This window comes from Chamaesiphon sp. OTE_75_metabat_556 (assembly GCF_031378165.1).
Classification (GTDB): Bacteria; Cyanobacteriota; Cyanobacteriia; order Cyanobacteriales; family Chamaesiphonaceae; genus Chamaesiphon.
Genome location: NZ_JANNDR010000194.1, coordinates 1 through 13,754, shown reverse-complemented (window position 1 = coordinate 13,754; position 13,754 = coordinate 1). Strand labels below are relative to the sequence as shown.

Here is a 13,754-nt window from a genome sequence, read left to right as displayed (position 1 = left end):
ATTGTAAGTGCAAACAAATAAAATCCATTTCATGGTAGCAAGTGAAAACTGTAGCTTGAGACAAATCAAGAAGAGAATTCAGGTGAAAGTCCATAGCCAGTATGAGGGTAAAATGTAGCGATCGCTACATTTTACCCGGTTTTCAGAGGAGAGCCGTGTTATCGATCCGATCTAAATTGATAATCTCGACAATTGATCGCAGATTCTGAGCAAGCAATGTGAGGATTAACAGTGCATTTTAGATAGCAACTATTTGTAAAATATTTGCATTGATGGCAAGGAACTTGATGAAGACGTTTTAGATAAACAAATCCTGTTTTCCATTGATAGGCAAGAGTCAAAAAGGCACTAAAAATCGTGACCCAGGTTAGGATAAAGCAAATTAAGACCATCAGTTAATTAAACTCCACACTTGCAAGCTGATATAATCCTGATGATGGTGACAGCTTCTGCCAAAATTGCTGGATTTGGCAACTGACTAATTCAGGATAGAAATGATGAAAAAAATGGCTGCCTGTAGTAACGCGATAAATTGTATCTGTTGATTTTAGATAACTATGCCATCCAGATAAAGTAGTTAGACTAATTACCGGATCATCTTGACTAGCACAAATCATCAAAGGCATTTTTACGCCACCTGCGGCTAAAATATCTAATCGAAATAGTGAGTGATTGGATGGCGCTTCAACTAAATCTCGCTCTAATCGCTCAGTCAAGCTATAAATGTGATTAGCACAAGTACTCGGAAATAAATTGCTCGCAATCGATCTCAGCACACACTCTCGACTAGATGGCGAAGATCTTAATTGGGTATAGTAATATGAATGCCAATCGATCGCTGGTTGGACAGCGACACTTAATAATGTGAGTGAAGCAACTCGCTCTGGATACAAGCGAGCATAGCCTAGCGCAATTACCCCGCCAATACCATGCCCAATTAGATCGATCGGACGATCTGAGCAAGATAGGTATTGAGCTAACAAATGAATGGCACCCTCGATCGAGCTACCTTCATCTAATGTTTGATAGTATTCCCAAAACTCAATTTCAACAGCTTTAGAGAGCTGATGGAGCAAACGACGATGAAAACATTTAAGACTAGGACTAGCATTAATCCAGATGAACTTGGGTCGATCGATTATCATAATTAATATCTAAAAAATGGTGGCAAATTTACCACCAGTACTCAATTACTGAACTAGAAAATAAAAATACTTATGCAAATTCTCGTTTGATTTGAGCAACCCAAATTTTAACTCGTTCTTCGGTCAAGTCTGATTGATTATCTTCATCGATCGCTAGACCAACAAATTTACCATTGCGCACTGCTTTAGATTCAGAAAAATCATAACCGTCGGTAGACCAATAACCAATCGTTTTACCACCGCGTGCGGTAATCTTTGCTTCTAGTATGCCGACTGCATCCATAAAATTGTCGGCATATCCCAATTGGTCGCCAGTCCCAAAGTAAGCAATGGTTTTGTCAGTGAAATCCATTGTGTCAAATTCTGGAAAAAATCCTTCCCAGTCACTTTGCAATTCGCCAATATCCCAAGTCGGTGAAGCAATGATTAATTTAGTATATCCATCAAAGTCACTAACATCTACATTAGCCATATCATGTAGATTGATCGAGTCACCACCAAATTCATCCCGAATAATTTCGGCGATACTTTCGGTTTTACCAGTCTGAGTACCAAAGAAAAGTCCAATTTTTGACATATGTTTAATTCCAAGATCATGAATGTATATATTCCAAGTTAATCTTCCTAAAGCCTAAAGCCTAAAACCTAATTAACCATCCGCGCGCGATAAGCGTGCCAGAGATGGCCGACTAGAGCAGTAATAGCGAGGAAAAATTGACTTGCAGCAGCGAAAGATCGATCTGACCCATAAAATTTCACGGGAAAAGCGGTAGTATTAAAACCCACAAAAGCACAGCTTACTAATGCCATAAATGCCAAACCACCAAGGCTATAAGCTAAAATCGCATCAGCCTCAATCCGTAAAATCTTCACAGCCCAGTTCGTAGGTGCAACCAAAATATGCCATGCACCACCACCAAGTAAGATTGCACCAATCCATAAGTGTCCGCCGATAATATCTTCTAAATTATTTACACTTGCCATGCCGATTGGTGTCCATACACCATGATTCAACCCGACGAGATAACTAAAAATCGTCACCGGATTTAAAGTTGGTTCGCTAATCAGCCGTACTTGATGAAGTGTCGCATCATAAATTCCTCCCCACCACATCGCTTTACCCGCCAGAGCCAAGGCTCCTAAACCGAGAAAGATTAAATGGTGTCCGAGAATAAAACCCAATTTTTTGGGATCGTTCCATTCATAATGAAACTTAGCCACCCGCCCCGCTCCATCTTGGAGATTGGCTGGCGCGCGGAATACATGATACAAACCACCGGCGCCTAGTACCGCTGAGGCTGCTAAATGCAGTATCCCGATCACAAAATAAGGATATGTATCGACAATCTTGCCTTCAGCACCTATACCCCAGCCTAAAGTAGCTAGATGGGGGAGCAGGATAAATCCTTGCTCTGCGAAGGGCAAATCGGGCTGGAAGCGCAGGGCTTCGGAAATTGCCGTACTTCCCGCCCAAAACATGATCAGTCCGGCATGGGCGATATGTGCGCCGAGGAGTTGTCCTGAGAGGTTGACTAATTTGGAATTACCGATGAGCCAAGCTAGTTTTGGACTATCTTCGGCGATCGATCTTTGTACGGATATTGTCATAAAATTAGGGGATATTGTGGTTGCGGAGATCTACCCACTCCGCCCTACGGGCACCCCTGTCTTGAAAAGGTGAGCCAAGACGGGGAAACCCCAAGACCGCACTTTTCGCTCCAAGGAGGGGATTTTCCGTAGCTCCCCTCCTCTGCAAGGCAGACGCTACGCGTTGGCGGAGCCTTGCCTTTGGCATTACGGAGGGGATTGGGGGTGGGTTCCGTGATTACTCAGCCGAAGATGTGACTGGTTCGTTGATGCCGTTGAGGGCTTTTTCTACCCGCCGGAAATCAAAGCCCATCGCCCGCAGTGCGTGCCACAAGTGACCTTGCAAGAAGAAAAACGCTAAGAAGAAATGACCGTTTGCCAACCATGCGCGGGAGGTATGTCCGATGGGCAGCTTCACACTATCTGAGAAATAAGGAGCTACACCCAACTTCACATCCAATACGGCACCGTAGAATTCTGGTGGATAAGCCAAGGTATTGACAGCACAGAAATACGCTGCCACGAACCCAGCCAAAGCAATTCCACCCAAAGAATAAGAAAGAATTGCTTCGCCCGACCAAATCAACGCTTTTTTCGCCCAAGGTAACGGCTCCTTGACGATATGCCAGACGCCACCCAGAATTAGTAAAACGCCAACATAGATATGTCCGCCGACTAAATCTTCGAGACTAGTTATCGTGGCAAAATGCGTCTGATAACCATAGATAACCACAGGATCGAGGGTAGGTGCAGTAACTAACCGCACATCATGAATCGTGGAGTCATATAAACCACCCCACCACATCGCTTTAGCTGCTAGCAATAACGCACCCGCGCCCAGAAATAGTAAGTGATGTCCGAGAATCAATCCCAACTGTTTGGGGTCGTCCCAAGTAAAATCAAATTTTCGCGCTTGACCTTTGGCAGTTGCCAAACTTTCTGGTGCTTTAAAAGTGTGGAATAGAGCACCCGCACCCAAAACTGCGGAAGAAATCAAATGCACCACCCCGACGACGAACATCGGATAGGTATCCACAATTTCGCCGCCTTTGCCTACACCCAAACCGAGGGTAGCTAGGTGCGGTAATAAGATTAAACCCTGTTCGCCCATTGGGGTAGCAGCACTATAGCGAGAGAGTTCAAATAGTGTCATTGCCCCTGCAAAAAACATTGTCAGCGCGGCTTGTCCGACATGGGCGGCAATAAATAGCCCCGACTTTTCGGCAAAGCGCGCGTTACCAGCCCACCAGCCATATTTAACATTTGGTCTGTCGTAAGTTTGCATTGTTTAATTAACCTCAATCGATCGTGTAATTACCCATCAGCCATAAACGGCGTGTGGGTTTGTTATCATCGAAATAGAATTTTTTAACTCGTGCTGAGAAATCGGAAGAAAGCGATTTCCACCAAATTTCTCAGTCTTTCCCAATTGCTGACTCAAACGGAGAGAATTTTCTTCAATAAAAAGGAAAATTTCTCAATAATGAGCTAGTCAAGTTGCTAGTATCGATCGACACATCCCAATTTGCTTACTCCGGCTGTTCGGTCGCTACCACGCGACCTGGTCGCAGATTGATGCCAGCCGCCGCAGCCCGCACTTGAATTGCGTGCCAGATATGTCCGGCTAGCAGCAATACTGCGAGGATAAAGTGGCTGGTAGCCAGCCAAGTCCGCACGGTTGCTGTTTCTATATTGACGCCGACATTCAAACCTACTGGCCCGTAGAAGTCTTCGGGATAGACGGTACTATTGACCGCGACAAAGTAAGCTGCAACAAATCCCATGTAAGCCAGCGCACCCAAGCTATAGCTCAGATAAGCTTCGCCAGACCAAAAGAGGATTTTAGTTGCCCACTGACTGGGAGTCGTGGTGATATGCCAGCAACCGCCAGCAATACAAAGCAAACCCACCCAAATATGCCCACCGACAACATCTTCGAGGTTATCTACTGCTGCCATGCCTGCCCAGCCATGTAGCCCAAAGAGGTAGCCAAAAATGCGTCCTGCGCTCAATGTTGGGTCACTCACTACCCGCACCGAACCTAAAGCTGCATCATATAAACCACCCCACCACATGGCTTTAGCAACGAGCACCCAAGCACCCATGCCTAAAAGCGTCAGATGAATACCCAAAATAGTGGTCATCTTCTGAGCATCCTGCCAGTCATACCCAAACCGCCCAACAGCAGTTGAGTCTTGAGGTAAGATTGCTTCCCCGCGAATTGAGTGATAAATACCACCCGCACCGAGGACAGCGGAACTAACCAAGTGAATTGCACCGATCGCTAAATAACTCTGAGTATCAATAACTTGCCCATTAGTCCCAACTCCAAAGCCCAATGTTGCCAAGTGTGGGAGGAGAATCAATCCCTGTTGGAACATCGGCTGGCTGGGATCGTAGTGGGAAATCTCAAAGATAGTCATCGCACCAGCCCAAAACAGAATTAGCCCTGCATGAGCGATGTGCGCTCCTAAGAGTCGCCCAGAAAGGTTTGTCAATCTGGCATTCCCCGCCCACCAAGGGGCGATCTGGTCTGGATTTATTGCTGTAGCTGTCATCACTGCACCTCCATCAATCGATCAACTTATTGATTATTTATATCAATAAGCTTTTTAAAAGTTTACCACAACTATTGAGAATTAGTATCATTAATTTTAAGTGAATTTTTGTAAATATCGCTCTGGTGCGGACTTACTGGGCATTCCACAACTTAACTGTGCCATCGAGACTCCCACTCGCCAGTCCTGAGGACTGGAGATCGAAATCTACACTCGGTACTGCACTGGTATGGTGTTCGAGCGATCGAGTCAATTTGCCCGTATCCACATCCCACAGCTTAATGCTACGATCGATTCCACTACTAGCGATCGTCTTGCCATCAGCACTAAATCGGACTGAATAGACTGCGCCAGTGTGCCCTTGGAGCGTATTTTTTACTGCTCCAGTTGACAAATTCCAGAGCTTTATCGTTTCGCCGGCACTAGCAAGCGTCTGTCCGTCAGGTGAGACAGCAATCGACATCACTGGAGCTGTATGACCGGAGATCGATCGTACTAATTCTCCCATCTGTACATTCCAAACCTTGATACTCTTGTCTTCGCTGGCACTAATGACATTTCGACCATCGGGGGTAAATGCCACGGCATAGACGAAGTTCTCGTGCCCTTGGAGGGTTTGTTTGAGATTACCAGTGGGGACATCCCAGATTCTAATAGTTTTATCGAAACTGGCAGTCGCGATAGTTTTGCTATCTGGTGAGAATGCCACACCATAGACAGTTTTTGCGTGTTCTTTCAGCGTGACTCGAAGCTCTCCTAATTTTGCCCCCCAGAGCTTGACGGTACCATCATCGCTGGCAGTGGCGAATGTTTTGCTGTTGGGGCTAAAAGCAATGCCGTAGATTGAGTCCTGATGAGCTGGAAATTCTCTGATAATCGATCGATCTTTGGTATCCCAGAATTTAATTCCGCCGGCTGCGGTACTAGCTGCAATTATCTCACCATCTGGACTATAAGCAACCGAGTAGGTTGACTTCATAAATCGCATCAGCGTGTGTTTTGGTGCATTTACTACCCGTTCTGGAGTCTGGTTAGTAAATGCTAAAATCGGCGTTGCTGCTAGAGATTCGATCGGTTGGTATTCTAATGTTAAAGATTTTAGATGAGATTTATATGGTGCGAATTTCTCTTTTTGAGCGACTCGGTTCATCGAGATCGGATAACTAATTACCATTAGCCCGAATACACCGATTAATCCCCATACATATTTATGCAGCTCTTGGGCAGAAATTCTTGGCGTTTGAATGATTGTCTTTTCTGGATCGTTGGCGGATCCTCTCCCAGGGAGAATCGAGCTTGCTAAATTGTCACTAAATTCTGGAGGTGAATTATTCACGATCGATTGTTATCTGATATTCAAGATAGATGATTACAATGGCAAATAGAGGAATAGAGGCTGCCAAGTCATTACTGTTGCTGCTACTATCAGCCCAAATGTCCACATAAATATGGTCTTAGTTTTAACTTGTTTATGCTTGAGTAAATTTTGAAGCACGAACCAACTCACTAACCAACTCACGAGCAGCATTGTTTCTTTGCCTGCATAGCTACCAATCGTCCCCCACAATTTATTACCAGTATTGCTACCAGGAATCCATTTACCAAGTCCCAAAATAAATGAATCTATTTCGATAGATGTCTCAGCAAAATGGTGTGTCACCATCATCATAAAACAACCAATTCCCACACTAATCAATGCTGCCGCCGCACTGCCAGATGTTCCTGGTGGTCGCTTAGAACCTATTGCCAGAATTGTGGGAAAATGTTGCAAACGATGCCATACTTTTTCGTAAGTAGCCATTATTTATAAATAAATTTTGAGGATTAGATTAGAATAAATAAATTATGGCAGTACTGATTTGAGATGTTATGCTTCAATCCGCCAAACGTATTATTCTCTAAAGTGATCGAGCCTAAAGTATTAGAGAGCGCGGATTTTTGCCATGCCAAATCCTGTGGCTAAATCGCTCATCGCGAAAAACATTAGCCCCAGTAATGCAATACAAGTCGCTGAGAGGACAACCCGATGTTGTTTATCTAAAATCGCATCTCCATACGTCCATAAAATCCAGGTACAAGCAACACCAATCGGGAGAATAAACAATCCACTGAATTTGTGATAATTACTGAGTACTAATGGTACGAGCGGACTATTTTCTTTGAGCCAAGCTCTACCACCACCAAATTCTAGATTGGCATTAAAGCGCATGTATGCCAAATTACCAGTTGCAATCGCGACAAAGCCAAGTGATGTTGCCCAAAATGCTAATGTCCGCACTTGCGGCAAGATTTTCACCGAGCCTCTGAGTAAGGGAAAAGCTAAATGTCCCGTATAAACAGCTAAAACCGTAGCGAGGAGAGCACCAACACTGTGAATAGTCCCGATCGAGCGTTGCCAAGGGCTAGGATGTAGGAGGTTGAAAAATGGCAAAAACAAAAATACACCTGCGGAGAGGATGCTCAATCCATAGGCACAGACCTGAGCGATATCCAGTTGTTTGGGAAATTTGCGATCGGGTGATATTTCGGTCAATGGTTCGCGTGTTTCCATGAGCACTATTAGATGAGATAGCTATCTTAAGTCAATATTATATCTTAGTTATTGAGAATTTATTCTATTTAATGTAAATATTTTAATGAAATTATCGAGCTTTACATCGATCGAATTAGCTCGAATATATGATATTTTTCGTTACTCAGCCTTAGATCTACAATCTAATTGTATCGATCTCACCTCGACTAATAATTGCTATAGATTATGAATAATGTATGAGAAACTATTGAGACTGTCGATCGGCTGGAGTATTTGCAAAGCAGATGCGGGAAGATTGGGGACATAATGAAAGCTAGTAGTAGATTTAGGCGGGGTGACAGGCGGTTGAGGGAGATCTAGATTGAGTTCTAGGACTGGATTGGTCTGGGGTGTAATCCGAACTCGATCGGTACAGGCGGATGTGCAGTTGGTAATCTTCGTCGCCAACCCACTCACATTAATCCGATATTCCCCCTGCTCCAATCCTTCCAAGTAATAGATCCCACTATCATTAGTAACCGAAGTATATTTTTCACCATTAGCGATCGAAACTGCTTCTACTCGTCCGCCGGCAATCGGTTTGCCTGCGCTATCTTTGATAATTCCGGTCATGGCATAGGCGGGAATCAGCGGTACGGGAATTTCGGTGGTCGTGCCTGCGACTACCTCAATTTGTAGCGCAGCAGCTTTGCTGCGATAACTAATCGGGTATCCCGCCGGATTGAGATCGAGCCGATAACTGCCTGGAGCGAGCTGGAGAGTTGAAACTAAGCCATTTGTCTGAGCCGAAAAGTTTCGCAGAGATTTGCGATTAATTTCTAATAACAGCGGATCGAAATAACCCTCTTCATTTGGGTCTTGACGACCATTGCCATTGCGATCGAAAAATGGGTAGATGTTGACCTGACCTAATGTGGCCAAATCCTGGATCGATCGATCTGTACCAGTAATTCCCCCTTGAGTTTGGAGCGTCGTGGTCAACTCCACTGAAAAATCTTGGCCATCGGTAGATTCAGAAGCACCACGATAACGGCCTCGGATTTGCCAACCAGGGGCGATCCGATAATCGATTCCGGCGATAATTCCACTACCAAATAGACTCTGGCCATAGCCGAGTTCGCTTTGCCATAAACACCCACCACTACTATTCCGTGCTGGGGAGCGATATTTCCAACTCAAACTGGCAAAGGTGGTAGTTGTGCCGGAACTATTTGTCTGGTAAGCAGCACCAATTTCGTGTTCGCCACTCTCCTCCTTGCCGATGGGGATGCGGTAGCTAATTTCGGCCAGACTAGAAACATCATTGGTCTGATAGCTAAGTTGCAACTTGTCAAAAGCTTGCCTAGCCCTTAAGTTGAGGCGGTTTCGATTGTCGATCGTCGCGCGAATCGAGGTCGCATTCCGCTGATATCGGGCAGTAAACTCGCCACCTACTTTCGATCCACTCTGACTGTCATAACTGGCAAGTGCGGCAAATCCTGGCGACAGTCGCCAGTTGGCATCGCTCCGCGCTGACAACTTGTCCACATTAGCCGTCAAACTAAACTGAGTCGATGGTTGATAACTCAATCGTCCCAACACCACTGGATTGGCACCTGTGACGATCGATCCAGCCAGCTCTATCGGGACTCCAGTCGGCTGAAAGAAGACTTCACCTACTCCGCGCGCCCCCGCATCATAAATCGACCCGATGCCGACCGTTAGCGATTCATTTAAACCACGACGATACAGTACGCCCCCTTGCACTGCATCAAAATTGCCAAATTGTCCTGATGTGACGCGATTGCCCCCGACCGAAGCCACCCAAGCAGAGGCACCACTGGGTAACTGTCCGAGCAGGGTCGTAAACTGCACGTCGCGAATTTCGGGACTAGCCGTCAATTGACCCCGTGAATAGAGCAATAGCCGATAATCTCGACCGAGGACATCATCGCCCACACTGCCGACGATAATGTTCTCGAACCGATAGGTACCACTACTATCGACCAATACTTCTTTAATTACTTCCGTATTGAGATTGCGGACTAGTTGCACGACCGTACCTGGTGAGGCTTGGCCGATGATACTTCTCCCGATGCGACTCGACTGCAAGCGATCGGCTACACTAAAATCGTTACCTGTAGTCGTGACAGGTGGGATAAATCCAGAGCGAGAAATAGTGGTTACACCCCAAAAAGCACCGCTCCCAGCGAATGATTGTCCCCAAAATGGTTGCTGAGAACCGATCGCCCAATCGGTGTTCTTCCCCTGGAATAAAGCGGTGGCTGAGTTGAGATTCCAGTTATTTATCCCCTCTAAGGTGGATTGGTCGATCCGCAGTTGCCAACTCCCAGTGCCAATATTCCCGACCGCTCTAAATTCGCCCGATGTCCGCGTGGTATCGTTACTGCCCCCCGATACATTCGATCGTTGTTGAATTGCGCCGATCCCGATTTTACCTGTAGAGATAATCGGCAAACCATCTAACTCGATCGGGGTATCATTACTGACACTAGTGGCTGCGGCAGATCGATCCGAGATAGTAATGGCGATCGCGTATTGATACAGATCGAATTTAGCTTTGATGCCCCCGATCGATTGGAGATTAGCAATTGAAATTGATCGACCCAAAACTGGATCGTCTTGCAATTTACGCGTGTCAAAATTTACCCGAAAGCTGGACGAACTTAACTCAACGCTCTCGCCATTGCCAATCTCCTTAATTTTAATGCCTAGTGCCTTCATAGCTTCATCAAATGGGATTAACCATCGCTCGAAATCGATCGCTTTTTCACCATCTTCATAGCCCCGAATATTAATCCCTTCAATGACACTTTTTTCGTTCAGGATTAAACCCACGGATAACGGTGGGGCACCAATTTTAATCGGTGCTGGCACTACAGGCGGCGATGACTGTTGAGTCAGTTCTGTGGATGAATTGGGATTACGGAGCGGATCGACTCGATCGCTTTGCGAGGATGATACTGGTGCAGGATTACTTTCCGCACTAGCAATCATAATCTGCCACAGCCAGCAGTTAATAGTTGTTAGCCCGATTAGTAATAATTTATGCTGAAATTGAATCGAATTCACGTTCGCTTCTGGAACATCTCAATAGTTTTAATTGGTGTAAATATCTAAATGCCTAGTCAACGAGTCGGACAAGCTAGTACTGCTACAAACTAGACTTTTAAAAAAGTCTGGTTTATGTCCTCAGCAGCATAGAAATTTCTAGATAGTTGGATTGGAGTGCAGCCCGATTATGCAATAATCTCTATGGAATAAGCAATTGAGTTTCAAACTTAATCGGACTACCATCACTACGGCTGACAATTTCACCACTAAACAAATAACTTCCAGCCGTCAGTGCCGAAGTTTTGATTGGCATCGATCGTTCTTTTCCAGCCACTAAAACGATGCCATCTAGTTTTCCTGCTGCAACTATACTACCACCTTTTAAAATCTTCCAATTGAGATTGGGATAAGCCGCCGTTGTTCCTTGATTATGCAAGATAACTACTGGCTCTTTACTTTTGCTATTCCACTGTGCGCTAGCTATAGACAACTGTGGTTTACCAGTACCCTTATTGATAAAGAAAATTGAAGCAATCCGAGGTCTAATCGTCGTAACTGATTTTTTACCATCAACTGTTTGCGACACCTGTTGTTCTTGTAATCCCTCGATATACAAAGCAGCACTATATTCCCCATCTGGTAGACTTGGTGGAAGCGTAAAACCCACCCTCACTGTCCTCGATACACCGGGCGGTACGACAAATTCCCTAGGTGAAAATTGCAGATACGGTACTGCACTTTTGGCATGAGTGGGAATAGCAGTAAAGCCAACTTCTCGATCGTAAGTAAAATCTGTGGTTGCGATCCTAGCTCGTAGAGGTTTATCACTACTATTACTAACCGTAACAGTGGTTTTATTTTGCGAGCCTTGCAACTGTTCAATTGTCACTAATGGACTAATACTTACCGACTGGGCGATCGCATTATAAACTGGTAATGCCATTCCAATGGCTGTAGCAAGCCCTACAATCTTTGCCTGCATCCATAGAGCATCGAACATAACTAATTTGACCGGAATTGATAATAATTACTGGAAAATTAATAAAATCTGGAGCAAGAGAGCATAGTCATTTGATTATGCTCTCTTGACTTTGAGACTTAGAACCTCAAACTAGAGCAACTATGGAGCTACAGTCATGGAGCTACAGTCACATCCAGGACAGTACTGTAAGTTCCCGGAGGCATAACACCAGGTGCCACAACTTCCGTATCGATGCGGAGAATGTCTCCGCGAGCACCAGTTGCAGCCCCAGCAGGAGGTGTAGTGTAACTGGCTCGTTCTGGTTGTTTGAAGTTGGGTGTATCCAAATTGGCATAAATACCAGTGCTAGCACTAACTTTACGAATTTGATATTCCAAGAATCCACCAGGGGGCAGAACGCTCGCTGCTATGTCAGGTGTAATCGTAACTGTGCTAGTTGTCGTGTTACATAAGACATTTACTGCCGCCGGAATGCCGCCTGTATACTTAGTTGAGAGTTCGTTCGCATTTGTTCTGTTTGGACCGAGTACGCCAGGAGTAACATTCTGAATCGCACAGGTTGTTGGAACAGTACCCGTAGCTCCTACAGGTACTGCAACTGCACTACCTGCAAAACCAACGGCTGTCAGTCCGGCGATCGCCATCGAAGGGATGAGATTTTTCATGAGAGAATGGAGATATATTGTTTTTGTTTTGTGGGTAGTTGCTATTAAATCTCGATCGTCTAAATGCTAATTATTACCAGCACTAGATATTTCGGACTTTTAGCAACGCCTACTTTTTTGTTTGATCAACAATGATTAGGTTATCACTATTGATAACTATTAGCAATAGATTTTTTCTTTAGATCAGTATAATTGCTGATTTTGCAATTTTTGTATTGACAAAAATTACTTAGCTAGTCAATTTTTACAAGGTAAATAAGCAGCATTGCCCTAGCAAAATTTTGGCGGCTGGGTAAAGTAAATCTTTACTCAGCCGCCAGTTGCGTAAGCCTCGATCGTCAAGAGGATTAGAGCGAGTTTGAGAAACTAATCAGCGCGGATCGATTAAAGCAAGCTTTCACAATTTGTTTGAGTAGTTGTTTTTTTATACTACATGCGCTTGTCAGGAATTTTATTCACCATTATGTCTTTAAACTGCTGCTGGGGACGAAACCAATTTAGCTGCCAAGCTTGAGGCTGTAAATACATATTCCCAACACCGAGCAAGAAGATCGTATAGCAAATAGCCTGAACTAAATACAGTCGTTGCACGTAACCAAATAGAGCAGCGAATACCATGCCGGGAAATTGTTCTTCGGGCATAATTTTGCTGAAATTCCAGACCATCGGGCCGAGAATACAGTCTCGATCGGCTGGTTTGGCAAACCGCTCGTAGAAAAAGCACATCCCTTGCGACTCGCGATTCATCTGGGCGACAGCATTAATAGCTTGGTCGAATCGCGCCAAAGAAGTCACTACCAAACCAGCAATAATCAGTAACAGCAAGACCCCCATCACCGCAAAGAATTTGCGGATATTCAGCCGCATTCCCCACTTAAATAACAGCATCCCAATTAAGCTGGCGGTAGCGACTCCAGCGATCGCGCCCACGGCTGGGACGATTCCTTGCTGAAATTTACTTGCAATAAATAATACTGTTTCAAAGCCTTCGCGGATAATCGCAAAAAAGACCAACCAAAATATCCCCCAACCCGCCCGCGCATCCGACCGGAGTGCGCTACCTACGGCACTTTCGACTTCTTGTTTGAGACCTTTGGCATGGCGGGACATCCAGATGAGCATCCAACTAAGTAACCCGATTGCCAGTACCCCAAACAAACCTTCCATCAGCGGTTCGATCGCCCCAGCGTACTGCTCGTTAGCAGCACCGAGACTTTTGATGAGCCACTC

The 13,754-nt window shown here is 45.1% G+C and carries 11 protein-coding genes and 1 pseudogene; all 12 read right to left on the bottom strand.

The annotated features are described in order from the left end of the window. Positions 1-395: 395 nt before the first annotated feature. Positions 396-1,145 carry an alpha/beta hydrolase gene (locus RMO27_RS08140; RefSeq protein WP_309731159.1) on the bottom strand — a complete coding sequence of 250 codons (750 nt, stop codon included), beginning with the start codon at positions 1,143-1,145 and terminating at the stop codon, positions 396-398. 70 nt (positions 1,146-1,215) lie between these two features. Next, positions 1,216-1,722 carry a flavodoxin FldA gene (fldA, locus tag RMO27_RS08135; RefSeq protein ID WP_309731157.1) on the bottom strand — a complete coding sequence of 169 codons (507 nt, stop codon included), beginning with the start codon at positions 1,720-1,722 and terminating at the stop codon, positions 1,216-1,218. 68 nt (positions 1,723-1,790) lie between these two features. After that, positions 1,791-2,753: a chlorophyll a/b binding light-harvesting protein gene (locus RMO27_RS08130; protein ID WP_309731155.1), complete on the bottom strand. Its 963-nt coding sequence runs from the start codon at positions 2,751-2,753 to the stop codon at positions 1,791-1,793. Between the two features lie 217 nt (positions 2,754-2,970). Beyond that, positions 2,971-4,017, bottom strand: a complete 1,047-nt coding sequence (locus tag RMO27_RS08125) for a chlorophyll a/b binding light-harvesting protein (RefSeq protein ID WP_309731153.1) — start codon at positions 4,015-4,017, stop codon at positions 2,971-2,973. A gap of 175 nt (positions 4,018-4,192) precedes the next feature. After that, positions 4,193-5,290: pseudogene (locus RMO27_RS08120) on the bottom strand (chlorophyll a/b binding light-harvesting protein); the annotation flags it as partial. Positions 5,291-5,423: 133 nt separating this feature from the next. Then, positions 5,424-6,626 (bottom strand): WD40 repeat domain-containing protein, encoded by a 1,203-nt coding sequence (locus RMO27_RS08115; RefSeq protein WP_309731150.1) that lies wholly within the window; start codon positions 6,624-6,626, stop codon positions 5,424-5,426. Positions 6,627-6,659: 33 nt separating this feature from the next. Beyond that, the gene (locus RMO27_RS08110) at positions 6,660-7,091 is read right to left on the bottom strand and encodes a hypothetical protein (protein WP_309731148.1); all 432 of its coding nucleotides are present in this window, start codon (positions 7,089-7,091) and stop codon (positions 6,660-6,662) included. A 120-nt stretch (positions 7,092-7,211) separates the two neighbouring features. Beyond that, entirely contained in the window at positions 7,212-7,841 is a 630-nt protein-coding gene (locus RMO27_RS08105) for a hypothetical protein (RefSeq protein ID WP_309731146.1), read from the bottom strand. Positions 7,842-8,039: 198 nt separating this feature from the next. Beyond that, positions 8,040-10,895, bottom strand: coding sequence for a carboxypeptidase-like regulatory domain-containing protein (locus tag RMO27_RS08100; RefSeq protein ID WP_309731144.1), 2,856 nt, complete (start codon positions 10,893-10,895; stop codon positions 8,040-8,042). A 181-nt stretch (positions 10,896-11,076) separates the two neighbouring features. After that, complete coding sequence (locus RMO27_RS08095) at positions 11,077-11,877, bottom strand: hypothetical protein (protein ID WP_309731143.1); 801 nt, start codon at positions 11,875-11,877, stop codon at positions 11,077-11,079. Positions 11,878-12,011: 134 nt separating this feature from the next. Next, positions 12,012-12,524, bottom strand: coding sequence for a hypothetical protein (locus tag RMO27_RS08090; RefSeq protein ID WP_309731140.1), 513 nt, complete (start codon positions 12,522-12,524; stop codon positions 12,012-12,014). A gap of 429 nt (positions 12,525-12,953) precedes the next feature. Continuing rightward, positions 12,954-13,754: FTR1 family protein (locus RMO27_RS08085; RefSeq protein ID WP_309731136.1), on the bottom strand; the 801-nt coding region annotated here is incomplete at its 5' end.